This is a genomic window from Catenuloplanes indicus (genome assembly GCF_030813715.1).
Classification (GTDB): domain Bacteria; phylum Actinomycetota; class Actinomycetes; order Mycobacteriales; family Micromonosporaceae; genus Catenuloplanes; species Catenuloplanes indicus.
Genome location: NZ_JAUSUZ010000001.1, coordinates 2,157,854 through 2,181,296 on the forward strand (window position 1 = coordinate 2,157,854; position 23,443 = coordinate 2,181,296).

The window sequence follows — 23,443 nt, forward strand, 5'->3', positions numbered from 1 at the left end:
AACCCGGGCGCGGCGGCAAAGCCCGCGGCCGCAACCCGCACGTGGCGGCGACCCGCGCGCGGCAACCGCACGGGCGGCGAAGCCCGCGTGGCCGGCCGGGTCTGTCGCCGCGAGCCGGCCGAGGCACCGCGCCGCAACCCGCGGAGTCCGCGGAGTCCGCCGTGCCGGATGCCGTCCAAGCCGGTGCCGGCCAAAGCGGAACCTCAGCCCGCCCGGATGGCCACCACACCCGGTTCGGAGCCGGCCTGGTGCTGGAGGCGTTCGAACATGCCCGGGACCGTCCAGCTCACGTCGAACCACGGCGTGGCACTCGTGCAGCCGATGGACAGCGTGGTGGTGCCCGCGCGGCTGTCGGCGCCGCGCCAGAGCGGGCTGCCGCCGGCCCGGCCGATCGCGGCCTGGATCAGGTTGCGCTGGTCCTCCGTGGCGGCCGGGGAGACGTACACCTGGGCCGTGGTGCTGTCCGGGGCGGCGGCCGCCGGTGCCGGGATGCCGCACGGGCCGAGCGCACCGGCCACCCACACCGCACCGCCCGCGACCAGCGCCGTCGTCGCGCCGGCCAGCCAGCGGCGGGGATGCCGGGCGACGAACGCGAACGGGAACGGCCGCCGGCACGCGGCGACCAGCAGCGCACCCAGGGTCAGAAAGATCAGCAGGTACGTCGGCCCGGCCGCGAAGTCGTACACCAGTGGCTGCCAGAACGGGATCACCGGCGGGTAGCCCGGCTCCGGGCCGGACCACCAGATCGTCACGCCCTGCCACCCGAACAGCAGCACCGGCGGCAGCGGCAGCACCCAGAACATCGCGAGCGGCCCGATCGGGGCGTCGCCGTGTTCGGTGCGCCGGCTGACCCAGCCGAACGCGAGGAACGCGACGATCACACCGGCCAGCGCGCCGGGCAGCGCGGCCCACCGCATCCACTCCGGCGCGGCGCGGCTCAGCGAGTAGGAGACGCTGCCGTCCGAGTCGTAGGCGGGAAGGTCCGGCCAGTAGTGGGTGGCGAACTCGAGCACCAGGCCGTCGCGCCGGGCCCAGAAACCGGGGTCGGCCGGCTCGCCCGGGATGGCCACGAGGTCGTGAACGGTCCAGCCCGCCGCGGTGAGCCGCTCGCGCGCGCCCGCGGTGTAAGCAGCCACGTCGCGGGTCGCGTCGGTGTGCTCGACGACGTATGTCACGTAGCCGTGGATCGGCCCGCCCTCGGCGTCCGGCGCGGACACGAAGTCGGGCACGTCGCCGCCGCCGTAGACGTGCAGGCCGGGGAAGACGAGGTCGTTGAGCGCGGCGGCCCGGTCACCGCCGGGCAGCGCGGGCACGGCCAGCCACGCGACCCGGGTCGAGGCGACCGCGCCGGCGAACGCGCCAAGGATCATCACGAGCACCGCCAACGGTACGACCAGTGGGTTCTTCGGCCGCCCGAGCCGGGCCCGGGCGCCGTGCCACAGGATGTCGGCGGCCTCCCGCACGCCCAGCCGCGCCCCGGACTCGGCCAGCGTGTCCAGCAGCTCCTCGCGGCGCGGCCCGGGCGGGAACGCGAGCGCGGCGAGCCGGTGCGGCAGCGGCGGCGTCACCAGGCGATCCGGTGCGCGTGGCCGAGCCGGCGGCGGGCCGCGAGCTGCGCGGCGGCGGCCTCGGCGGCGCGGCGCAGACGCTCGCTCTCCGCCTCGAGCGCGGCCTCGCCGTCACCGGTCAGCCGGTAGTAGCGCCGGTTGCGGCCGCCGACCAGCTCGTCGCGGTCGACCGCGATCAGCCCGTCGGCGGCGAGCCGGTCCAGCGCGCCGTAGAGCGTGCCGGCCAGCAGCCGGACCTTACCGTCGGAGAGTCGCTGCACCTCGCGGATGACGCCGTACCCGTGCCGGGGTGTGTCGGCGAGCGCGGAGAGGATCCACAGCGTGGCTTCGTGCATGCGGCCCAATATAAAGACCTTCTGAATATCAGGGCAAGAAGATATTCAGAGCCTCTGACTATGGTGTGGCCGTCCCGGCAGGAACCGGGCCGGCGAGGCAGGATGGACCGATGAGCGGAACCACGATCATCAGCGTCGTCCTGGCGCTCCTGACGGTGCTGGTCGCGTTCGGCGCGGTCGCGGCCGGCCGCCCGGCCGCGCGACGGCTGCGCCGGGTGCAGCGCGGCCGGAACGCGCTCGACTGGGTGCTCGCCCGCGTCCCGCCGAGCCTGCTGGTCGCGACGGCCGGGCTGCTGCTGGTCGCGACGCTGCTCAACGTGTTCCTGGAGATCATGGACGCGGTACTGGAGGGCGACGACCTGACCGTGATCGACCGCCCGGTCGTGGCCTGGGTCGCGGAACAGCGCGAGGCCTGGCGGGACACGCTCGTGATCAGCCTGACCGACATCGGCGGCAAGATCGGGCTCACGTTGCTGCTGGCCGCGGCCGCGATCACGGTGGCGGTGCGGCTGCGCGCGGTGCGCCCCGCGCTGATCGCGGCACTGGCCGGTGGCGGCGGCGCGATGCTGGTCACCGGCATCAAGGCGCTGATCGCCCGGGACCGGCCGGACCCGCTGCTGCGCGCGGTCGTGGAGGACGGCTTCTCGTTCCCGTCCGGGCACGCGACCACGTCCATGGTGGTCCTCGGCACGGTCGCCTGGCTGGTCTGCATGGCCACCGCGTCGCACACGGTCCGCGCGACCGCGTGGGTCGCCGCCGGCCTGCTCGTCGCCGGGATCGGGCTGTCCCGCGTCTACCTCGGCGTGCACTACCCGACGGACGTGCTGGCCGGCTGGATCCTGGGCGCGGCCTGGCTGGCCACGGTCGCGTTCGCGGACCGGCTGCCCGCGTTGCGGCTGCGGCTCGACGGCCCGGCGCCGCTGGCCCGCCACCCGCGCGCGGTGCTGATCGCGACCACGGTGCTGGGCTTCGCGCTGATCCTGGCCGCGGTCTGGTTCATGGCGTCCGTCGAGGACTGACCACATACGCAGCGTCACGGGTACGCGGGGGTGCTCCCCGCGTACCCCACCGGATTGCCTTGTTCTTGTAGGGTCTGCCCGGCCGGTGCATCGATGAGACCCGGCTACCGTTCGATCACGCTCAGTGATGGAGGACATGTGGGTAGACGCTGGCTGCCGATCCTGGGGGCGCTCACGCTGCTCGCGGGATGCTCGCTCCCCGCCGACGACGAGGCCGGGACGCCGTCCCTGGAGGCACCGGGCACGGTGCTCACCACGGTGACCCCGACCCGCCAGGACCTCAGCAACACCATCAGCCTGACCGGCAAGGTCACCATCGACCCGGTCTTCGGCATCACCGCGCCGGTCGACGGCGAGATCCGCTACCTCGACCGGCAACCCGCGACCGAGCCGGCCACCGCCGACCTGTGGGTGGCCAGCGTCTGGAAGGACGGCGAACCGCACGAGGTCACCATCCCGGCCGGGTCGATCCTGGCCGGACGGCTGCTCACCGACGGCGCGCGGGTGACCACCGGCATGCCGGTCGTCTCCGCGAAGCACGCCGGCTACGGCATCGTCGCGGACATCACCACCGAGCACGCGTACCGGCTCGCCGCGAACGTCGGCACCGTCAAGGCGCAGATCAAGAACGGTCCCGGGCCGTTCGACTGCAAGCCGCTCGGCGCCATCTCCGCGCTGCCGGCCGGCACCATCCCGGAGGCGCCCGCGCCCGGCCCCACCGGCACCACGCCGCCGGAGGCGCAGGCGCCGGGACAGACCGGCTCCGAGGCCACCGGGCTCCGGCTCGTCTGCACCGCGGCCAAGGACGTCAAGCTGATCAACGGCGTGGACGTGACGCTCGAGATGATCACCGGCAAGGCCACGAACGTGCTCGTGCTGCCGGTCGAGGCGGTCGCGGGCAGCCAGGGCAAGGGCAAGGTGGACATCGTCGACGGCGAGCAGCAACGCCGTACCGTGGATGTGACCCTGGGGTTGACCGACGGCAAGGTCATCGAGATCAAGTCCGGGCTGAAGGGCGACGAGAAGATCGCCATCCCGGGGCCGAACCTGCCGGAGGCGCAGGCGCCCGTGCAGGACCCGGCCAGCGGCGGCGCGGTGCTGGTCCCCGGGACGGTCGGATGAGTGCGCTGATCGAACTGGCCGGCGTCACCAAGACCCTCAAGGGCCAGCAGCAGAGACGCACCATCCTGCACGGCGTCGACCTGCGCGTCGACGCCGGCGAGAGCCTGGCCATCGTCGGCCGGTCCGGCTCCGGGAAGAGCACGCTGCTCAGCATCGTCGGCCTGTTCGACCGGCCGGACGAGGGCAGCTACCTGCTCGACGGCCGCGAGATCAACCGGCTGCCGGAGCGCAAGGCCGCGAAGCTGCGCAGCTCCCACTTCGGCTTCGTCTTCCAGCGCTTCTTCCTGCTCAAACACCTGACCGCGGCGCAGAACGTGGCGATGGCGCTGGTCAACGGCCAGGGCTGGCTCCCCCGCCGGGAACGCCGCCGCCGCGTCCTCGGCGCGCTCGACCAGGTCGGCATCGCGCACCTGGCCAAGAACCGGCCGGCCAAGATGTCCGGCGGCGAACAGCAGCGCGTCGCGATCGCCCGCGCGCTGGTCCGCGAACCCCGCATCCTGCTCGCCGACGAACCGACCGGCGCGCTCGACACCGAGACCGGCACCGCGGTCATCGACACGCTGCTCGGCGCTACCCGGCGCGGCTGCGCGCTCATCCTGGTCACCCACGACCGCGACCACGCGGCCCGGATGAGCCGCATCTGCGACCTCACCGACGGGGTCCTGGCCGAACGGGTCCGAGCATGAGACGTCTCTCCGGACGGAACCGGTCCGCGCTGATCATCGGCATGCAGGGCATCCGCGCCCGCAAGCTGCGCACGCTGCTGTCCATGGTCAGCCTGTTCCTCGGCATCCTCGCGGTCGTCGCGGTCCAGGCCGGAGCCAGCATCGCGGAACGCGCGCTGCTCTCCGACATCGAACTGACCAGCGGGTACGACGGCACCCGCGTCGCGGACCTGTACGGCGGCCCGGCCGGCACCGTCGACCTCGTCGCGGACACGGTGGCCGGGCGCGCGGACGCGGTCGCGCTCGTCCAGGTGCAGGCCACCATCGGTGAGTCCGGCGTCAGCCCGATCCAGACGGGACCGAGCGGCACGTACCAGGACGCGGTCACCGAGGGACCGGCCGAGTTCTGCAACCAGACCGGCCCGGAGCAGGTCTGCCCGCCGATCGGCCGGGCGATCTCGGTGCAGCTCAACGCGCTCACCGGTGACGTGCGCACGTTCCGGCCGTTCCGGCACCTGAGCGGGGAGTGGCTGACGTTCGGCACGGTGCCGTCGCTGTCGCCGCGGATCGTGCTCAACAAGGAGGCGGCGGAGGGCTTCCGGCTGTACCCGGTGCCGGCCGCGCTGCGGATCGACGGCGGCACCGGCGGCAGCGTCACGCCGCAGTTCGTCGGCGTGGTGGACGACGGCACGGGATGGCCGCAGGCGTACGTCCGGATGGACGAGCTGACCGAGTGGACGTCGACCCAGAACGCGGGCATCCAGGTGCTGCTGAACGGGCAGACGCCGGTGGAGCAGGTGCTGTCGTCGAAGCTGCGGGCCAAGGGCATGGAGTTCGCGCCCTACGAGGTGCAGTCCCGCGAGGATCTGCAGGACCAGATCGGGCTGATGCGGCTGCTGTTCCTCGGCCTGTCCGCGTTCGTGCTGCTGATCGGCGTGGCCGGAGTCCTCAACGTGGGCCTGGCGACCGTGGGTGAGCGGGTCGAGGAGTTCGCGCTACGGCGGGCGGTCGGGACGCCCCGGTCGCTGCTGGCCGGGATCGTGCTGGCCGAGACGCTGCTGACCGGGCTGTTGACCGCCGGGGCGGCGATCGGGTTCGCCGCGGGGGCGCTCGAGGTCGCCGCCGGGTTCATCGGCGGCACCGACCCGGTCCTGGCGGATCTGCAGTTCCCGTGGGAGGCGGCGGTGGCGGGGATCGTGGCCGGTCTGGTCGCCGGGATTCTCGGCGGGTTCGTGCCCGCGCTCCGGGCGGCGCGCATCCCGATCGCCACCGTGATGCGTGCCTGACCGTTCCACCGTCGGTGGGTGGCCCACTCCGGGCCGCCCACCTCACCCCACCTAGTCCATCCTAGGAGGCTGGAATGAAGACTGTGGCGATGGTCTCCTGAGCGCCCAAGTAGTTGATATGACAACTTTCTGGATGCACGATCGTCTTTGCCGTCGAGGACACCGCGGCGGTCGCAGGGCAACGCTCAAGGAAGACGGAAAGCACATGACGAAGATCGGCATCATCCTCGGCAGCACCCGGCCCGGCCGGAACGGCGAGGCCGTGGCGAAATGGGTGCTGGAGCTGGCGCAGAAGCACGGCGGCGCGGAGTTCGAGCTGGTGGATCTGCTCGACTACGACCTGCCGCACCTGGACGAGCCGGTGCCGCCGTCCATGGGCCAGTACACGAAGGACCACACCCGGCGGTGGAGCGCCAAGGTCGCGGAGCTCGACGGGTACGTGTTCGTGACCCCGGAGTACAACCACGCGCCGTCCGGCGTGCTGAAGAACGCGATCGACTTCGTGTACAACGAATGGAACAACAAGGCCGCGGGCTTCGTCTCGTACGGTGCGTCGGCCGGTGGAGCGCGCGCGGTGGAGCACCTGCGCCTGGTGATGGGCGAGCTGCAGGTCGCGGACGTGCGGGCGCAGGTGTCGCTGTCGTTCGCCACCGACTTCACGAACTGGACCCAGTTCACGCCGGGTCCGCAGCACGAGCCGGTCCTCAACACCATGTTCGACCAGCTCATCGCCTGGTCGACCGCGCTGGCCACGGTCCGCGCCGCCTGAGTGGACACGGAGGGCTCCCCGGCCGGGGAGCCCTCCGCCGGCATGCCCCCGAGGGCGATCGATATATGGTGCTGCGATGAGCCGCACCGCGCTGATCACCGGATCATCCTCGGGCATCGGAAAGGCGACCGCGGAACTGCTGGCGGCGCGCGGTTACCGCGTGTTCGGCACCAGCCGGTCCGCGTGCGAGGTCCCGGGCGTGGAGATGCTGCGGCTCGATCTGACCGATCCGGCCTCGGTCGAGGCACTCGCGCCGGTGCTGCGCGACGTGGACGTACTGGTCAACAACGCCGGTGAGAGCCAGTCCGCGCCGTTCGAGGAACTGCCCGGCGACATGCTGCGGCGGCTGTTCGAGACCAACGTCTTCGGCCCGGTACGGCTGGCGCAGCTCGCGCTGCCCGGCATGCGGGAACGCGGCCACGGCCGGGTGGTGATGATCGGGTCGATGCTGGCGTCGTTCCCGGTCGCCTACCGCTCGGCGTACACCGCGTCAAAGGCCGCGATCAAGGGCTTCGCGAACGCCGCACGCCACGAGTTCTCGCCGTTCGGCGTGTGGCTGACCACGGTCGAGCCGGGCGCGATCGCGACCGGGATCAGCGAGCGGCGCACCACGTTCGTCGCGCCGGGTTCCCCGCACGCGCGCGACTTCGCCACCATGCTCGCCGCGCTGCGCCGCAACGAGCGGGCCGGCACGCCGCCGGCCCGGGTCGCCGCCACCGTGCTGAAAGCGATCGAGGACCCCAGACCCCGCCAACGGTACGCCGTGGGCAGCGGCGCACCGCTCGTCTTCGCGCTGCGCCGGCTGCTCCCGGTCGCGGTCGTCGAGCGCGCCACGCACCGCCGCCACGATCTGCCGCGCTGAACCGGGTGTATAGCGTTCGTATGAGCGCGATGACCGACGATCGGGGGACAGCCGGTTCGGTGCGACACGGGGCGTTCCCGCACCGGTTCGCCACACGGCGCGCGCTGTCCGGGACAAGGGGGGATCCGGGCGGCGTGTCGTCCTGTCCGCCGCTATAGGCTTGGCTCGATGCCAGGTTCGCGCGTGCGATTCCGGATCCTGGGCGGCGTGGAGCTCTGGCTCGACGACGCGCCCGCCGTGCTGCCGCGACCCCGGCACCGCGCGGTCCTCGGCTGCCTGCTGCTCAACGCGAACCGGGTGGTCACGGTCTCCGCGCTGACCGAGGCGCTGTGGGGCGGCGCCGCGCCCGCCACCGCCCGCAACCAGCTGCAGGCCGACATCTCCGCGATCCGGCGGGCCGGCCGCGGTGCCCTCGAGCTGACCACGCGCGCGGCCGGCTATCTGCTGCACGCCGATGAGGACCAGGCCGACCACCTGCGGTTCGCCGCGCTGACCGCACGGGCCCGCGGCGCGGCGGTCAGTGAACGGGTGCCGCTGCTGCGCGAGGCGCTCGCGCTCTGGCACGGCCCGGCACTCGCGGACGCGGCCGGGGCCTACGTGGCCGCGGCCCGGCTCCAGCTCGGCGAGGAGCGTCTGAGCGCCTGCGAGGACCTCTACGAGGCGGAGCTGGAACTGGGCCGGCACCGGGAGATCGTGCCGGACCTGACCCGCGCCGCCCGCGACGAGCCGACCCGGGAACGGCTCTGGGTGACGCTGATGCTGGCGCTGCACCGCTGCGGCCGCCGGGCCGACGCGCTCGCAGCCGGCCGGGAACTGCGCCGGTTCCTCGCCGACGAACACGGCCTCGAACCCGGCCCGGCCTTCCAGGAGACGGAACGCCTGATCCTGCGCGCCGACGAGGACGACGCCGGCCCGGCCGCCGCACCGGTCGTGCCCGCGCTGCTCCCGCCGGACATCGTGGACTTCACCGGCCGCGACGCCGAGATCGCGCGGCTCGATGCCGCGCTCGCCCCGGCCGGGCGGCCGCTGCCGGTGGTCACGATCACCGGGATGGGCGGCGTCGGCAAGACCACGCTCGCGGTGCATGCGGCGCACCGCGCGGCCGGTGACTACCCCGGCGGGCAGCTCTACGCGACGCTGCGCGGCACCGAGGCGCGGCCGGTCGAGCCGGGCGACGTGCTGGCCCGGTTCCTGCGCGCGCTGGGCGTGGACGAGCGCGCGATCCCGATCGACCTGACCGAGCGCGCGGACGCGTACCGGTCCCGGCTGGCCGGCCGCCGCGTGCTGGTGCTGCTGGACGACGCCGCGGACGAGGCGCAGATCCGCCCGCTGCTGCCCGGTGACGGCTCCTGCGTCGCGCTCGTCACCAGCCGGGCCGGTCTGGACGGGCTGGCCGGTGCGCGCCGCGTCCAGCTCGGCGTCTTCTCCGACGACGAGGCCGCGTCGCTGCTCGGCCGCGTCGCCGCGCCGCAGCGGGTGGCGCGCGAGCCGGCGGAGAGCGCCACCATCCTGCGGCTGTGCGGGCGGCTGCCGCTGGCCGTGCGGATCGCCGGTGCGCGGCTGCGGTCCCGGCCCGCGTGGCCGATGTCCCGGCTGGCCACCGCGCTGCAGAACGAGCAGCGGCGGCTGGACCACCTGGTCGCCGGTGACCTCGCGGTGCGCACGTCGATCGCGTCCAGCTACCGCGCGATCGGCGCGGCCGGGCAGCTGCTCGCCCGCCGGCTCAGCCTGTTCACCGTGCCCGACTTCCCGTCCTGGCTGGCCTCGGCCGTGGCCGGGGTGCCCGCGGCCGAGGCGGAGGACCTGCTGGAACGACTGGTCGACGCGCACCTGCTGCTGGACGCCGGCACCGACGCCACCGGCGCCGGCCGATACCGCTTCCACGACCTGGTCCGGCTCTACCTGCGCGAACGCGCACAGGCCGAAGAGCCCTCCGACGGTACGGACGTGCTGCGCGCCGGCTTCGGCGCCTACCTGGGCCTGGCCCGCCGGATGGCCACGCTGATCCCCGGGCCGTGCTACGCGGCCATCCACGGCACGTTCCCGGCCGTAACCGTGCCCGTTCCTGACGAGGTGGATCCGATCGAGTGGTTCGCGGCCGAACGCCTCGCGCTGCTGGCCGTGGTGCGGCACGCCTGCGACGCCGGCGAGATCGAGGCCGCGTTCGACCTGGCCGGCTGCATGGAGAAGCACTTCGACATCCGCGGCATCTACATCGACTGGCGCGCGACCAGCGACTACGTACTGGCGGCGTGCCGGGCCGCCGGGCACCGGCTGGGCGAGGCGGTGATGCTGCGCGGCCTCACCGAGCTCGCGGCCTGGCACGAGGTCGATCACCCGGGCGGCGCGATGGACCGCATGCTGGCCGACGCGGAACAGACCGCGGAATTGTTCGAGTCGGTCGGTCACGGCCCCGGCCTGTCCGACGCGGCCGTGATGAAGGCGTGGGCGCTCGCGGCGAAGGGCACCTACGGCGAGGCCGCCGAGGCCGCGGAGCTGGCGATCCGGCTGGCCGAGGAGCACGACCACCTCGGCGGGCAGGCCCGCGCGCACGTCGCGGCCGCGGTCGTGCACGGCGAGTCGCTCGACCTCGCGGTCGCGGAGGACCACCTGACCGTGGCGCTGCGGGTGGCCCGCGAGGTCGGCAACCAGCGGTACGTCGCGACCGTGCTGCAGTTCATCGGCGTGCTCAACACCCGCGCCGGCCGCACCGGCGCCGCCATCGCCGCGCTCGACGAGTCGCTGCGCGTGCTGCGGACGTACCAGGACCGGTACGCCGAGGTGCTGACGCTGCTCACACTGGCCCGCGCGCACCTGCCCGGCCCGCCCGCCCGCGGGTACGCCACCGAGGCGCTGACCATCGCGCGCGAGTACAACCTGCCGCACCACACCGCGGACGCGCTCGGCGTGCTGGGCGCGGTCGAGCTGGCGGACGGCAACCACCGCCGCGCGGTCGACCACCTCTCCGCCTCGGTACGGCTGTGGCGGCAGCGCGGCTGGGGCACGTTCCTCGCGGACGCGCTGCGCACGCTCGGCGACGCGCAGGCCCCGATCTCGCCCGCGGCAGCGCTGCACGCCTGGCGCGAGGCCCGGGACATCTACCTCTCGGTCGGCCACGCACCGCGCGTCGCGGAGCTCAACGCGCTCATCTCGAAGCAGGTCGCGGCCGCATCGCCCTCGTCATGATCCGCCGGAACGTGGGGCAGTCCAGGTGCCGCGGCGCCGGGCAGGCCGCCGCGTGCCGGAGGCCGTCACGCAGCACGGTCAGCCGGCGGACGGTGCGGTCCAGGTCGTCCGCGCGCATGCGCAGCAGCGCCCGGTCGATGGCCGGCTCGCCGTCCGGGCCGAACATGCCGGCGATCTCGTCCAGTGTGAAGCCCGCGTCCCGGCCGATCGCGACCAGCGCGAGCCGTTCCAGCACGTCCGCGGTGAACTGCCGGCGCAGGCCCTTCCGCCCGGACGACGCGATCAGGCCCTTCTCCTCGTAGTAGCGCAGCGCCGAGACGGACAGGCCGGACCGGGCCGCGACCTCGGCGATGTCGAGCGTGCTTGACCTCAAGTCCGCCTGAGGTGACACGGTGGTGACTCCTTCGAAAGGGGCCTTGATCATGCAGTGGAACGGTCACTCCGGCGATGCCTGGGCGCAGGCGCAGGACCTGCTCGACGCGCTCTTCCGCCCGCTGGAGAATCTACTCGTGGCGCCGCTCACCGGCGGCGACGTGCTGGACGTCGGCTGCGGCACCGGCAGCACCACGCACGCGGCCGCTCGCGCACTGGGGCACTGCACCGGCGTCGACGTCTCGGCCCGGATGATCGACGCGGCCCGGGCCCGGGGCGGTCCCGCCACGTTCCTGCACGCGGACGCGCAGGAGCACCCGTTCGCGCCCGCGTCGTACGACGTGATCATGTCCCGGTTCGGCGTGATGTTCTTCGCCGACCCGGTGCGGGCGTTCACAAATCTGCACCGCGCGGCCCGGCCCGGTGCCGCGCTGCGCTGCGTCGTCTGGCGCTCCGCGGCTGACAACCCGTTCATGACCACCGCGGAGCGCGCGGCCGCTCCCCTGCTGCCCGATCTGCCGGTACGCCGCCCGGACGGGCCCGGTCAGTTCGCCTTCGCCGACCCGGACGTCGTCACGCCGATCCTGCGTACGGCCGGCTGGAGCGACGTCGGCCTGGCGCCGATCGACGTCGAGTGCACGATGCCGGCGAGCGAGCTGACCGGCTACTTCACCCGGCTCGGCCCGGTCGGTCTCACGCTCGCCGGCCCCGGCGTCGACGATGCGATCCGCGCCGCCGTGATCGACGCGGTCCGCCCGGCCTTCGCCCCGTTCGTCCACGGCGACCGGGTCCGCTTCACCGCCGCCTGCTGGCTCCTCACCGCCCGCAACTCCCCGTCCTGACGACGTCCCCACGCCCGGTCAGTCCCGGCCGGCGCGCGGGCGGCGTGGCCGGGTCGATCCCGGGCTGCACACCCGCGGCGGCGTGGCCGGTCAGTTCTGGGCCGTGGGGCGGACGACGATGTCGCCGACGTCGACGGAGGCGGGCTGGGCGATGGCGAACGCGATGGCCTCGGCGATCGCGGACGGCGGGATCGCGACCCGGTCGACCGTGGCGGCCATGTCGGTGCGGATCCCGTCGTCGGCGATGCCGTCGATGAAGCCGGTGCGGGTCATGCCGGGTGAGACCACGGTGACCCGCAGGTTTTCACCGGCCTCCTGGCGCAGTCCTTCGGAGAGCGTGCGGACCGCGTTCTTCGTGGCCGCGTAGACGGCCATGGTCGGGCTGATCCGCAGACCGGCGGTGGAGACCACGTTGACCACGTGGCCGGTCCGCTGCTCGCGGAAGACCGGCAGCGCGGCCGCGATGCCGTACAGCACCCCACGCAGGTTGACGTCGATCATCGCGTCCCACTCGTCCACCCGCAGCTCGTCCATCGGCGAGATCGGGCCGATGCCGGCGTTGTTGACCAGTACGTCCAGGCGGCCGAACCGGGAACGGGCCAGCGCCACCAGCGCGGTCAGGTCGTCGCGGCGGGTCACGTCGGTGGCGGCGAACGCGGCGTGGCCACCGGCCTCGGTGATCCGGGCGGCCAGCCGCTCGATCCGGTCGGTGCGCCGGGCGGCGAGCACCACCCGCGCCCCGCGCTCGGCCAGCAGCAGCGCAGTCGCCTCACCGATACCGGCGGACGCGCCGGTCACCGCGATCACCTTGCCGTCGATTCCGGACATGGTGCACCCCTTAGACTTGGTTCCGGACAGCTGTCCGCCAACACCCCCAACGTTAGCGGACAGTTGTCCGATTAGCCAACGCGACGCCCAGGGAGGCGGCATGACCCGGCGCACGGACGCCGAGAACAATCGGGCGCGACTGCTGGCGGTCGCGCGCGAGGAGCTGACCGGCTCGGCCGATGTCAGCCTGCACTCGATCGCGAAGAAGGCCGGCGTCGGCCAGGGCACGCTCTACCGGCACTTCCCCACCCGGGAGGCGCTGCTGATGGCCGTCTACCGGCAGGATGTCACCGAGGTGGTCGACGCGGCCGGCTCACTGCTGGCCACTCACGAGCCACGGCAGGCGCTGCGCCTCTGGCTCGACCGGCTCGGCGCGTTCGGCCGGATCAAGCACAGCTTCGCGTCCGTCCTGCACGCGGCCACCCGCGCCGACCTGGCCGCCGAGCACTACCGCCCGATCACCGACGCGATCGACCGGCTGCTCACCGCCGGCCGCGAGGCCGGCGAGATCCGCGCGGACGTGGATGCCGAGGACCTGCTGCTGCTGGTCAGCTTCCTCTGGCACGGCGATGCCCAGGACCCGGAATGGGAACAGCGCTCCCACCGCATGCTCGAGGTCATCCTGGACGGCCTGCGCCCCACGCACTGACGCCACCCACCAGGCGCTCGCCCGCGGCCTCCTCGCGCGGCCACGGTGCCACACCCGCGCGCGCCCGGAACACGGCCATCCCACCCCGCCGCCGGCCGCCGCCTCCCCGGTCCGCCGCCCTGCCGATCCTGCGTGATCGACGTCGATCGAGATCAACGGGCGGGCCGAGGCAGGCACGCGGTCATTTCATGCGGAAATTCCGGGCACGCGGTGCCCGGCTCCGCTACGGGCTCGCCCTTCCGCACGAACCTCGGCATCCGCCCACAGAAGTCGCGCGGGCTTCGGTGACCAGCGGCGCCATCAGGCACCGCCCGGCCACCGCAACCCACCACGCGGATTGCGTGCAGTTTCGGTGACCGGCGGCGGGACCGGCTCCGCCGCGGCGGCCGGAGCGGAGCGCCGGCGGAGTCGGAGGCCTCCGCGCGGTTGGCCCGCTCCGAGCGTGCGGGCCGCACCGCACCGGGAGCGGGAGCGTCCGGTGTGGACTCTTTCAGAGGTCGCGGCGCTGGAACGCGACCGCGGCCAGGGACAGGGCCAGCAACACCCACACGCCGGCCCAGGTCAGGTAGCCGGGGGTCAGGGCGGCGGAGCTGAGGAACGGGTGGCCCTCGAACGCCTCGCTGAAACTACGCAGCAACGACGGGTCCTGGAACGCGTTCATGGCGCCGCGCCACAGGCCGTCCGTGGGGAGCAGGGCCTGGGAGACGGTGCCGATGCGGCGGACGCTGTCGTTGCCGAGGGCGGCGCCGAGGCCGCCGATGACGCCGGCGATCCAGGTGGCGCCGAACAGGCCGACCGCGACGATGCCGGAGGCCATCGGGGAGATGACGGTGGAGAGCAGCAGGCCGAGCGTGAGCAGCGTGACGGCCTGCGCGGCGAGCAGGGCCAGGCCGGTGACCGGGGCCGGGGGCCGGTAACCGGTGGTGACCAGCACGATCAGCAGCTGTGCGGCGCCGGCGACGGCGACGAAACCGGTGCCGAAGCCGGCCAGGCCGAGCCACTTGCCGAGCAGGACGGACGCGCGGTGGACCGGGCGGGTCAGCACGGCGAGCGCGATGCCGGTCTCGGTCTCGCCGGCCAGCGTCGGGCCGGCCATGAACGCGGTGCCGAGCGCGGCGATCAGGCTCAGGCCGAACATCACCAGGTTCAGCACGAGCGCGGCCGCGAACCGGGACTCGCCGCTGGTCAGGCCGCCGAATTCGGCGTCGATCCGGGTGAAGCCCCAGGCACTCAGCGACAGCAGCAGCACGGTCAGCACGGCCAGGGAGCGGAGCACGCGGCGGCGGGCGGCCTCGCGGAGCGTGAGCGCGGCGATCGTGAGCACGGTGGTCATCGGGTTCCTCGCAGGATGGTGAGCAGGCGGTCCTCCAGGCTGATCCGGCCGGGCTCGACCGCGTGCACGCGAACCCCCAGACCCACGAGATCAGAGACCAGCGCGGGTACGTCGTCCGGCAGCGCGATCGTCCACCAGTCCCCGTCCCGGACCGCCGCGGTGCCGCCGAGCCGGTCCGCGGCGGCCGGGGCCACGCCGTCCAGGTGCAGGCGCAGTTCCCGGCCGCCGAGCAGTTCGGGCAGCGTGCCGGACGCGGCGACGCGACCCCGGTCGAGGATCACCACCCGGTCACAGACGCGTTCCACCTCGCCGATCAGGTGCGAGTTGAGCAGCACCGCCACGCCCTTGTCGCGCAGCGCGAGCAGCAGGTCGCGCACGTCGGCGCGGCCGATCGGGTCGAGCGCGCTGGTCGGCTCGTCCAGCACCACCAGCTCGGGGCGGGCGACCAGCGCGACGGCCAGGCCGAGGCGCTGCTGCATGCCCTTGGAGAAGCCGCCGACCCGGTCGTCGGCGCGGTCGGCGAGCCCGACCGCGTCCAGCACGCCGGGGTCCCCGGCGGTCCCGGCCAGCCGGGCGTGCAGGCGCAGCACCTCGGACGCGGTCAGCCACGGCTGGTACCGGAACAGCTCCGGCAGGTAGCCGACCCGGGCCCGGGCGCGCGGCTCCCGGGACGGGCGGCCGAGCAGCATCGTCTCGCCCGCGTCCGGCCGGACCAGGCCGAGCAGCATCTTGATCACGGTGGTCTTGCCGGCGCCGTTCGGGCCGAGCAGGCCGAGCACCTCGCCGCGGCCGACGGTGAACGACACGCCGTCCACCGCGACCCGCTTCCGGTAGCGCTTGCGCAGACCGTCCGCCCAGACGGCCGGGCTCACCGCAGTCCTCGCGCCACGGTCAGCACCTCGTCCGTGGACAGCGACCCGGCCACGGCCGTGACCACGCCGTCGCGGACCCAGATCACGGCCGCGAGCACGCCGTCCCGGGAGGCCAGCACGGTGGCCGGTGCGCCGTTCACGTCCGCGGGCGCGCTGGTCAGTTTCTCGTCCGTCACGTGCAGCGGCAGCGTGGTGCCGTCGCCGGTGAACGCCCGCAGTTGCGCGGCCACGTCCGCGGGCAGGCCGGACAGCGACAGCAGGTGGTCTCGCGCGGTCGCGAAGCCGACGCCGGAGTCCGAGTAGGCGGCCGGTGCCACGGCCCGGCCGACGATCAGCGCGGGTACGCCGCGGTCCTCCGCCCAGACCGCCGCGACGCCCGGGCCCACGGTGAGCCGGAAGCGGGCGCCGTCCAGTTCCGGTGGCCCGCCCGCCTTCGCGCCGTCGAACGTGAACATCGCGGTCGCCCGGTCACCGGCCTGGTAGACCGGGTCGCCGGAGACGCCGCGCGGCAGCTCGGCCACCTCCGGCACGGTGAGGCCGGTGGCCTCCCGGGCCGCGGCCGCGTCCGCCACCTCGCGCACGTGCGGCGCCGCCACCAGCGACACGTCGCCGTACGCCGACAGGTCCGGCAGCGCGAGCAGGTCCGCCTGGCTGATCGTGACCGGTGCGATCCGCTCGGTGTGGAAGACGCGCAGCCAGCCGGTGGCCACCGCGGCGGTCGCGCCGGTGAGCAGCGCGATCGCGACCGCGACCGCGACCAGCGGCGCGCGCCACCGGGGCCGGCGCCGCCGGCTCACCCGGACCGCCTCGGCCGCGGTCATCGGCGCGGCGAACGCACCGGACAACCGCCGCCACCCGGCATCGACGTCCGGCGCCGCCTCGACGTGCAGCGCCGCGCCGGCCAGCGCGGCCTCCTCCCGTACCGTGGAAAGGTTTTCCTGGCATTCGGGACAGGACGCGACATGGGCGCGGTCCGGGTCGGCGATCGCGGACGGCTCGTCGGCGAGCCGGCGCAGCGTGCCCTCAGCGGGATGACGCATGACGGATCAACTCCTCGCGCAGTGCGGATTCGGCGCGGCGGACCGTGGTGCCGACGCTGCCGGGTGAGAGGTCGAGGGCCGCCGCGATCTCGGCGTAGCTGAGCCCGCTGTGCCGCAGCACCAGCGCGACCGCCTGCTTGCGCGGCAACCGCCCCAGCGCCGCGCGCACCCGCCGCCGCTCCTCCCGGGTGACCACGGCGTCCGCGACGTCCGGCACCGGCTCCGGCGCGGCCTCGCCGGTCTCCCGGGCCGCGCGCCGCCGGCCGGACCGCAGATGGTTCAGCGCGGTGTGCGCGGCCGCGACGCAGAGCCAGCCGGTCGCCTCACCGGCCGGCACCGCCGACCGCCCGAACGACAGGAACACCTCCTGGGCCACGTCCTCCGCCTCGTCGCGTCCGCCCAGCACGCGGGCCGCGACCGACACGACCCTCGGGTAGGCGTCCCGGAAGATCTCCTCCAGGTCGGCCCTCACCATGTCCTCCACACCTTCGAAGCACCGCCGCCCGGTCATCTGTGACAGGGCCTTTGAGCTGCATGTTTGCCTCCGCAGGCTAGGTGGAACGGGCTCCCCGGCGGCCGCGTTGCGCGGGATCCGCCCGAGACCTTCACAACCCGCACACAAACCGCTTCTCCCGCGTCCGGCGCGAAGCGCTAGATTCTCGGGATGCTCCGGCTGCTCTCGTACGTGTACTGGACCGTCATCGTCCTGACCTGCCCGGTCTTCTTCGCCGGCGCGCTGGTCATCTGGGCGGTGACGCTGCCGTTCGACCGGCGCCGGGTGGTGCTGCACCTTTACTCGTCCGCCTGGGCCGTCTTCTACGTGCGGCTGAACCCGCTCTGGCGGCTGCGTACCACCGGCCGGGAGCTGCTGCCGTGGAGGGGCGCCGCGGTGCTGGTCGCGAACCACGCCTCGCTGATCGACATCCTGGTGCTGTTCGACCTGTTCCGCCCGTTCAAGTGGGTCTCCAAGGCGGAGATCTTCAAGGTCCCGTTCGTCGGCTGGAACATGCACCTGAACGGCTATGTCCCGCTGGTCCGTGGCAGCGGCGAGTCGGTCCGGAAGATGATGGCCCGCTGCGGCGAGCTGCTGTCCCGGGGTGCGCCGGTGCTGCTGTTCCCGGAGGGCCGCCGCACCGACGACGGCCGCCTGCAGAGGTTCAAGGACGGCGCGTTCGAACTGGCCGTACGCCACAACGTCCCGGTCCACCCGATCGCGGTGCACGGCACGGGCCGCGCGCTGCCCAAACACGGCCTGGTTCTCCGCGCGCAGGTCAACGCCCGCGTCGAGGTCCTCCCCGCCCTCCTCCCCGCCGACTTCCCCGACGCCCGCGCCCTCCGCGACGCGGCCCACCGCGCCATCGAAGCGGCCCTCGCCGCAGTGCGATAGACCGCCCTCAGCCCGCTGCCGCCCGGAAGCCGTCGATGATGCGCGCGGCGGCGCGGGCCGGGTCGTTGCCGGTCACCCGGAGCACGGAGATGACGTCGGTGACGTGATGTGGCCGGTAGGCGTTCGACTCCAGCAGGATGTCGAGATGGAACCGTTCACAGTAGATCGTCGGCTCGAATTCCGGGGCCTGCGCGAAGAGCAGATCGACGACCTGGAGCACGAGGTCGTCGCGGGCCGCGCGTGACCGCGGGTCGCACTCGGTCAGCGCGGCCGCGATGCGACCCTTCTCGTCGTCGCCGAACTCACGCAGGTGCGGGGCCAGTCGCGGCTCGCGCAGGAACGCCGCGGCCTCGAACAGATGCTCCTTCACCGTGCCGGACTCGAACGCCTCGATCATCAGCGGCCACGCGCGCGAGTCCCGCCGGCGGGCGAGTCCGTGCAGCGCGTACGCGCGTACGTTCTCGTCCTCGTCGCCGGTCCGCGCCCACAGCGCCGCCCGGATCCCGGTGCTGTCCTGCCCGACCAGGTGGCTCAGCGCGAACGTCGCCCAGTCGCGGATGCGCACGTCCGGGTCGGCGGCGAGCACCAGAAGCTCCGCCACGCCGGCCGGGTCGTCGTCGTCCATCGCCAGGCTGAGGTTCTCCGCGGCCCGGAGCCGATCCTCCGGGTCCGCGGCGTGGGCGGCGGCGATCAGCTCCGCCAGCATCGGTTCCATGCCGGGATCGTCCGCGCCCGCGACCGCCCGGACAACCGGTTAACCACCCCCGCAACGGCTCAACCTTGAGCGTCCGTGCTAGCTTGCCCGTCATGAAAACCGTTGTCATATCCGTTCTCGCCGTGACGCTCGCGGTCACGGCGGGATGCGCGCGCAGCGAGAGTGAGGCAGCGCCGGCCTCGAGCGTGCCGAGTGCCGCGGCCGTGACCAGCTGCGGCCTGCCGCTTACCATCAGTGCGCCGCCGCCGCGGCGGGCGCTGGCACTGGAGCAGAACGCCACCGAGATCCTGCTGACGCTGGGGCTCGCGGACCGGATGGCCGGCACCAGCTACCAGACCGACCCGGTGCTGCCGGAGCTGAAGGCCGCCTACGACGCGGTGCCGGTGCTGGCGAAGCTCTACCCGAACCGCGAGGCCGTCCTGGCCGCGAAGCCGGACTTCGTCTACTCGACGTTCACCTCCGCCTACGCCACGGATGCGGCCGGGCCGCGTGCCGACCTGCAGAAGCTCGGCGTTCCCGCGTACCTGTCCCGGTTCGCCTGCGAGGACCCGGCGGCCGGTGCGGGCGCGGTGGGCTTCGACGGCATCTTCGCGGAGATCGAGGAGATCGCCGGCATCTTCGGCGTGGCGGAGAAGGGCGCGCAGGTCGTCGCGGACCAGCGGGCGCGGCTCGCGGCCACGGCCGGTGCGGGCAGCGCGGACACGGACGTGCTCTGGTACTACTCCGGTACCACCACGCCGTACGTCGCCGGGCAGAACGGGCTCCCGGCCGCGATCAGCGCGCACCTGGGCGTGACCAACGCGTACGGCGACGCGACCCAGACCTGGCCGGCCGGCAGCTGGGAGGAGATCGCGCAGCGGAACCCGGACGTGATCGTGCTGGCCGACCTGACCCGCGGCGGCGACGGCGACAGCGCGCAGTCCAAGAAGGACTTCCTGACGTCGAACGCCGTTACCAAGAACCTCGACGCCGTGAAGAACGACCGGTTCGTCACGGTCTCCGGCTCGTCGATGGACCCGTCGATCCGATCGATCACCGCGGCCGAGCAGGTCGCGGCCGGACTGAAGGAGCTGGGCCGGTGAGGGACCTCCTGGACGCGTGGGACCGGCAGCAGGAGGCGTACATCGCGTACCGCGAGCAGCGCTTCGAGGTGATGCTGGAGGTGCTGGGCACCGTGCACGGCGACGAGTTCACCGTGCTGGACCTGGCCTGCGGTCCCGGCGCGATCTCCGACCGGGTGCTGTCCGCGTTCCCGAAGGCGCGCGTGATCGCGATCGACTTCGACCCGATCCTGCTGACCGTGGCGCGGCACGCGCTGACCGAGCGGCACGGCACGGACCGCGTCACCCTCGTCGACGCGGACCTCACCGTGCCGGGCTGGGAGACGCGGACCGGCGGGGTCGACGCCGTCCTCAGCTCCACCGCGCTGCACTGGCTCTCCCCCACCGAGCTGTCCGCGGTCTACACCACGGCCGCGGGCCTGCTGAAGCCCGGCGGCGTCCTGCTCAACGCGGACCACCTGCGCTTCGGCCCGGCCGACCCGACGCTGGCGGACGTCTCCGCGCGGCACGACGCGCGTACCCAGGCGGCGGCGTTCGCCGCCGGAACCCTCGACTACCAGCAGTGGTACGACGAGGCCGCGCGCCGCCCGGAGCTGGCCGCGCTCACCGGGGAGCGGGAGCGGCGGTTCGCGAACCGCCCGCCGCAGCCGCTCGCGCCGCTGGCGTTCCACCTCGCCGCGCTGGACGCGGCCGGCTTCACCGAGACCGGCACGGTCTGGCAGTACCTCGACGACTACGTGGTCTTCGCCCGCAGATGATCGCGCTGCTCCGACGTTCGGCCGTGCTGACCGGTGCGCTCGCCGCGCTGCTGCTCAGCACGGCTGCGGCGGTCGCGGTCGGCGCCGCGGACCTGACCGCCGCGCAGGTGCTGCGGGCGCTCGCCTGGCACGCGTACCTGCCGGTGACGCCGCTGGACCCGCTGACCGACAGCATCGTCTGGGACCTGCGTACGCCGCGGGTGCTGCTGGCCGGGCTGGTCGGCGCGGGCCTGGCGGTGTGCGGCGCGGTGCTGCAGGCGCTGACCCGCAACGCGCTCGCCGACCCGTACCTGCTGGGCATCTCCGCGGGCGCGTCGACCGGCGCGGTCTCGGTGCTGGTGTTCGGCTTCGCGACCGGCGCGGCCGCGCTGTCCGCGGGTGCGTTCGCCGGGAGCGCGGCCGCGTTCGCGCTGGCGCTGGCGCTGGCCGGCCGCCGCTGGACCGAGCCGTCCCGGATCCTGCTCGCCGGTGTCGCGGCCGGTCAGCTGTTCTCGGCCGCGACCAGCCTGATCGTGGTGTCCGACGCGACCGCGCAGAACACCCGCAGCATCACGTTCTGGCTGCTCGGCTCGCTGACCGCGGCGTCCTGGACGTCGGTCGCGCTGTGCGCCGCGACCGGTGCGGCCGTGTTGGTCTGCTGCTGGGCCGCGGCGCCCGCGCTGGACGCGTTCTCATTCGGCACGGACGTGGCCCAGTCGCTCGGCTTCTCCCCGGCCCGGGTCCGCGCGCTGCTGTTCACCGCGACCGCGGTGCTGGCCGCCGTGCTGGTCGCGGCGAGCGGCGCGATCGGTTTCGTCGGTCTCACCGTGCCGCACGCGGCCCGGGCGCTGATCGGCGCGCGGCACCGGCTGCTGCTGCCCGCGTGCGCGCTGATCGGCGCGATCTTCCTGATCTGGGCCGACACGGCCGCGCGCACGATCTTCGCCCCTCAGGAGGTGCCGGTCGGCGTGGTCACCGCGCTGATCGGCGTGCCCGCCTTCGCCGTCCTGCTGCGCCGCCGAGGAGCCCGGAATTGACGATTCAGGCAGAGCACATCACCCGCCGGGTACGTGGCAGAGCGCTGCTCGACGACGTGACGCTGACCCCGCCGGCGCACGCGATCACCGGGCTGCTCGGCCCGAACGGCTCCGGCAAGTCCACGCTGCTGCGCGTGCTGGCCGGGCTGCAGCGCCCGGATCATGGCCGGGTGCTGGTCGACGGCGCCGACCGGGCCACGATCCCGCGCCGCGCGCTGGCCCGCCGGATCGCGATCGTCACCCAGCACGTACCGGCGAACGTGGACATGTCCGTGCGGGACGTGCTGCTGCTGGCCCGCATCCCGCACCGGCCCGCGCTCGCACCCACCACCGTGGACGACGACCGGCGGGCCGAGGAGGCGCTGGACGCGGCCGGGCTGCCGGGCATCGCGGACCGGCGCTGGTCGCAGCTGTCCGGCGGTGAACGGCAGCGCGCCGACATCGCCCGCGCGCTGTTGCAGGACCCGGAGGTGCTGCTGCTCGACGAGCCCACCAACCATCTGGACATCCGGCATCGGCTGGCGCTGTTCCACCGGCTGCGCGCGGCCGGCCGCACCGTGGTGACCGCGCTGCACGACCTGGACCTGGCCGCCGCGTTCTGCGATCACGTCGCGCTGCTGCTGGACGGCCGCCTGGTCGCCGCCGGGTCGCCGGCCGACGTGCTCACCGCGGCGATGATCCGGCGCGTCTACCGGGTCGAGGCCGAGGTGACCGCCGGCGACGACGGCCGCCCGCGGATCCGCATCGTGCCCTGACGCCGGGTCAGACCCGGACGTCGGTGACGCCGGCCGCGGCGAGCAGCCGGTTCGCGCGGTTGTCGCGGTCGGCCAGCAGCAGGCGCAGCAGCTCCACCGTGTCCGCCGGCGCCTTCGGCACGGCCTTGCGCAGCGGGCGCGGGTCGGTGCCGAGGTCCGTGCCGGCGGCGGTGCGGCGCAGTGCCGCGTAGGTGACGCCGGCGGCGGCCAGCGCGGCACCGCCGCTGTACCGCTCGTCGCCGTTGCGGTACAGGTGCGGGTAGTACCGGGCCAGCTCGTACATCGCCAGCAGCGCGAGCAGCGCGTCGTCCGAGACGGGCGTGCGGTGGCCGTGCTCGCGGGCCTGCTCGCGCGTCTCCAGCGCCTGCCAGATCAGCGGGTGCGGCGCCAGGTTCGTCCGGGCCGGGGCCACGATCGCCAGCAGCGGGTTCTGCCAGAAGCGCACGCGCGGGTAGCGGGTCCGGCCGATCAGCATGTCCCGCACCCGGTGCAGTTCACGCGGCACCGGGTCGGCCACCCGCAGCGGCCGCCCGCGCTGGACGCTCTCCCGCAGCGCCGCCACCGGGATCCGGCAGGCCCGCAGCAGCTCCGCCGCCCGGTTGTCCTCGTCCTCGATCAACGCGGCCAGCAGGTCACGGGACTCGCACCCGTCCCGGCCGTCCGCGCGCGCGGCCCGGTCGGCGCGGCGCAGCGCGTCCGCGGCCGCGACCGTGAACTCCGCCGGGGTTCCGCCGTCCGCGATGATCAGTTCTACCGGGCCGCCGCGATCGTCACTGACCCATTCCGCCCGCCGGTGCTTGCGCACCGAGGCCGCCACGGTACGGGTCAGTTCCGCCGCATCCAGGATCTCCCGTGTCCCGTCCGCCGAGGCGAGGCTGACCAGCAGATTGTCCGTGCTGATCGGCTCGTCGTCGTCGCCGCGCAGCACCGCGGCGCTGAACACCAGCAGCATGTCGGACCGCTCCAGAAGAATGCTCTCCATACGGTCGAGTACAGCAGCGTC

General features: G+C 73.8%; 24 protein-coding genes. 14 read left to right on the top strand and 10 right to left on the bottom strand.

Features of this window, described 5'->3' with window-relative positions:
- Positions 1–203: 203 nt before the first annotated feature.
- Together J2S42_RS09810 and J2S42_RS09815 are read right to left on the bottom strand one after the other, a co-directional pair.
- Positions 204–1,568 carry a hypothetical protein gene (locus tag J2S42_RS09810; protein WP_307237775.1) on the bottom strand — a complete coding sequence of 455 codons (1,365 nt, stop codon included), beginning with the start codon at positions 1,566–1,568 and terminating at the stop codon, positions 204–206.
- Positions 1,565–1,903: a PadR family transcriptional regulator gene (locus tag J2S42_RS09815; RefSeq protein WP_307237777.1), complete on the bottom strand. Its 339-nt coding sequence runs from the start codon at positions 1,901–1,903 to the stop codon at positions 1,565–1,567. Before J2S42_RS09815 ends, J2S42_RS09810 begins: the two co-directional genes overlap by 4 nt.
- A 110-nt stretch (positions 1,904–2,013) precedes the next feature.
- Here J2S42_RS09815 and J2S42_RS09820 point away from each other — a divergent pair, with 110 nt between their 5' ends.
- The 7 genes from J2S42_RS09820 (at position 2,014) to J2S42_RS09850 (ending at position 10,812) form a co-directional block, all read left to right on the top strand.
- Positions 2,014–2,922: a phosphatase PAP2 family protein gene (locus tag J2S42_RS09820; protein ID WP_307237779.1), complete on the top strand. Its 909-nt coding sequence runs from the start codon at positions 2,014–2,016 to the stop codon at positions 2,920–2,922.
- Between the two features lie 138 nt (positions 2,923–3,060).
- On the top strand, positions 3,061–4,044 hold the full coding sequence (locus tag J2S42_RS09825; RefSeq protein WP_307237781.1) for an efflux RND transporter periplasmic adaptor subunit: 984 nt from the start codon (positions 3,061–3,063) through the stop codon (positions 4,042–4,044).
- The gene (locus J2S42_RS09830; protein ID WP_307237783.1) at positions 4,041–4,730 is read left to right on the top strand and encodes an ABC transporter ATP-binding protein; all 690 of its coding nucleotides are present in this window, start codon (positions 4,041–4,043) and stop codon (positions 4,728–4,730) included. The genes J2S42_RS09825 and J2S42_RS09830 overlap by 4 nt, the downstream gene beginning before the upstream one ends.
- Positions 4,727–5,995: an ABC transporter permease gene (locus J2S42_RS09835; protein ID WP_307237785.1), complete on the top strand. Its 1,269-nt coding sequence runs from the start codon at positions 4,727–4,729 to the stop codon at positions 5,993–5,995. The genes J2S42_RS09830 and J2S42_RS09835 overlap by 4 nt, the downstream gene beginning before the upstream one ends.
- Positions 5,996–6,200: 205 nt before the next feature.
- Positions 6,201–6,764: an NADPH-dependent FMN reductase gene (locus J2S42_RS09840; RefSeq protein WP_307237787.1), complete on the top strand. Its 564-nt coding sequence runs from the start codon at positions 6,201–6,203 to the stop codon at positions 6,762–6,764.
- A gap of 76 nt (positions 6,765–6,840) precedes the next feature.
- Positions 6,841–7,626: an SDR family oxidoreductase gene (locus tag J2S42_RS09845; RefSeq protein ID WP_307237789.1), complete on the top strand. Its 786-nt coding sequence runs from the start codon at positions 6,841–6,843 to the stop codon at positions 7,624–7,626.
- A gap of 168 nt (positions 7,627–7,794) precedes the next feature.
- Positions 7,795–10,812: an AfsR/SARP family transcriptional regulator gene (locus J2S42_RS09850; protein WP_307237791.1), complete on the top strand. Its 3,018-nt coding sequence runs from the start codon at positions 7,795–7,797 to the stop codon at positions 10,810–10,812.
- Here the strand turns inward: J2S42_RS09850 and J2S42_RS09855 are convergent.
- On the bottom strand, positions 10,772–11,203 hold the full coding sequence (locus tag J2S42_RS09855) for a helix-turn-helix domain-containing protein (protein ID WP_307237793.1): 432 nt from the start codon (positions 11,201–11,203) through the stop codon (positions 10,772–10,774). The genes J2S42_RS09850 and J2S42_RS09855 overlap by 41 nt on opposite strands.
- Positions 11,204–11,234: 31 nt before the next feature.
- Between J2S42_RS09855 and J2S42_RS09860 the strand changes: the two genes are divergently transcribed.
- The gene (locus J2S42_RS09860; RefSeq protein ID WP_307237795.1) at positions 11,235–12,026 is read left to right on the top strand and encodes a class I SAM-dependent methyltransferase; all 792 of its coding nucleotides are present in this window, start codon (positions 11,235–11,237) and stop codon (positions 12,024–12,026) included.
- A gap of 90 nt (positions 12,027–12,116) precedes the next feature.
- Here J2S42_RS09860 and J2S42_RS09865 read toward each other — a convergent pair whose 3' ends face one another.
- Positions 12,117–12,854, bottom strand: coding sequence for an SDR family oxidoreductase (locus J2S42_RS09865; RefSeq protein ID WP_307237797.1), 738 nt, complete (start codon positions 12,852–12,854; stop codon positions 12,117–12,119).
- Positions 12,855–12,954: 100 nt separating this feature from the next.
- On the opposite strand from J2S42_RS09865, the gene J2S42_RS09870 reads away from it, so the two are divergent.
- On the top strand, positions 12,955–13,503 hold the full coding sequence (locus J2S42_RS09870) for a TetR/AcrR family transcriptional regulator (protein WP_307237798.1): 549 nt from the start codon (positions 12,955–12,957) through the stop codon (positions 13,501–13,503).
- Between the two features lie 490 nt (positions 13,504–13,993).
- On the opposite strand, the gene J2S42_RS09875 is transcribed toward J2S42_RS09870, so the two are convergent.
- Genes J2S42_RS09875 through J2S42_RS09890 form a run of 4 tightly spaced genes read right to left on the bottom strand, consistent with a single transcriptional unit; the run spans position 13,994 to position 17,223 of the window.
- Positions 13,994–14,836 (bottom strand): ABC transporter permease subunit, encoded by an 843-nt coding sequence (locus J2S42_RS09875; RefSeq protein WP_307237800.1) that lies wholly within the window; start codon positions 14,834–14,836, stop codon positions 13,994–13,996.
- Positions 14,833–15,708: an ABC transporter ATP-binding protein gene (locus tag J2S42_RS09880; RefSeq protein WP_307237802.1), complete on the bottom strand. Its 876-nt coding sequence runs from the start codon at positions 15,706–15,708 to the stop codon at positions 14,833–14,835. Before J2S42_RS09880 ends, J2S42_RS09875 begins: the two co-directional genes overlap by 4 nt.
- Positions 15,705–16,748, bottom strand: a complete 1,044-nt coding sequence (locus J2S42_RS09885; protein WP_307237804.1) for a hypothetical protein — start codon at positions 16,746–16,748, stop codon at positions 15,705–15,707. Before J2S42_RS09885 ends, J2S42_RS09880 begins: the two co-directional genes overlap by 4 nt.
- Positions 16,732–17,223, bottom strand: a complete 492-nt coding sequence (locus J2S42_RS09890) for a sigma-70 family RNA polymerase sigma factor (protein WP_307237806.1) — start codon at positions 17,221–17,223, stop codon at positions 16,732–16,734. The genes J2S42_RS09885 and J2S42_RS09890 overlap by 17 nt, the downstream gene beginning before the upstream one ends.
- Before the next feature lie 189 nt (positions 17,224–17,412).
- Between J2S42_RS09890 and J2S42_RS09895 the strand changes: the two genes are divergently transcribed.
- Positions 17,413–18,135 carry a lysophospholipid acyltransferase family protein gene (locus J2S42_RS09895; protein WP_307237808.1) on the top strand — a complete coding sequence of 241 codons (723 nt, stop codon included), beginning with the start codon at positions 17,413–17,415 and terminating at the stop codon, positions 18,133–18,135.
- Between the two features lie 7 nt (positions 18,136–18,142).
- Here J2S42_RS09895 and J2S42_RS09900 read toward each other — a convergent pair whose 3' ends face one another.
- The gene (locus J2S42_RS09900) at positions 18,143–18,850 is read right to left on the bottom strand and encodes a HEAT repeat domain-containing protein (protein WP_307237810.1); all 708 of its coding nucleotides are present in this window, start codon (positions 18,848–18,850) and stop codon (positions 18,143–18,145) included.
- A 92-nt stretch (positions 18,851–18,942) separates the two neighbouring features.
- Here J2S42_RS09900 and J2S42_RS09905 point away from each other — a divergent pair, with 92 nt between their 5' ends.
- Genes J2S42_RS09905 through J2S42_RS09920 form a run of 4 tightly spaced genes read left to right on the top strand, consistent with a single transcriptional unit; the run spans position 18,943 to position 22,440 of the window.
- Positions 18,943–19,932, top strand: a complete 990-nt coding sequence (locus J2S42_RS09905) for an ABC transporter substrate-binding protein (protein WP_307237812.1) — start codon at positions 18,943–18,945, stop codon at positions 19,930–19,932.
- Positions 19,929–20,669, top strand: a complete 741-nt coding sequence (locus tag J2S42_RS09910) for a class I SAM-dependent methyltransferase (protein ID WP_307237814.1) — start codon at positions 19,929–19,931, stop codon at positions 20,667–20,669. The genes J2S42_RS09905 and J2S42_RS09910 overlap by 4 nt, the downstream gene beginning before the upstream one ends.
- Positions 20,666–21,685 carry a FecCD family ABC transporter permease gene (locus J2S42_RS09915; RefSeq protein WP_307237816.1) on the top strand — a complete coding sequence of 340 codons (1,020 nt, stop codon included), beginning with the start codon at positions 20,666–20,668 and terminating at the stop codon, positions 21,683–21,685. The genes J2S42_RS09910 and J2S42_RS09915 overlap by 4 nt, the downstream gene beginning before the upstream one ends.
- Positions 21,682–22,440, top strand: a complete 759-nt coding sequence (locus J2S42_RS09920) for an ABC transporter ATP-binding protein (RefSeq protein ID WP_307237818.1) — start codon at positions 21,682–21,684, stop codon at positions 22,438–22,440. The genes J2S42_RS09915 and J2S42_RS09920 overlap by 4 nt, the downstream gene beginning before the upstream one ends.
- A gap of 7 nt (positions 22,441–22,447) precedes the next feature.
- Here the strand turns inward: J2S42_RS09920 and J2S42_RS09925 are convergent, their stop codons facing one another.
- Positions 22,448–23,422 (bottom strand): Clp protease N-terminal domain-containing protein, encoded by a 975-nt coding sequence (locus J2S42_RS09925; protein WP_307237820.1) that lies wholly within the window; start codon positions 23,420–23,422, stop codon positions 22,448–22,450.
- Positions 23,423–23,443 lie beyond the last annotated feature (21 nt).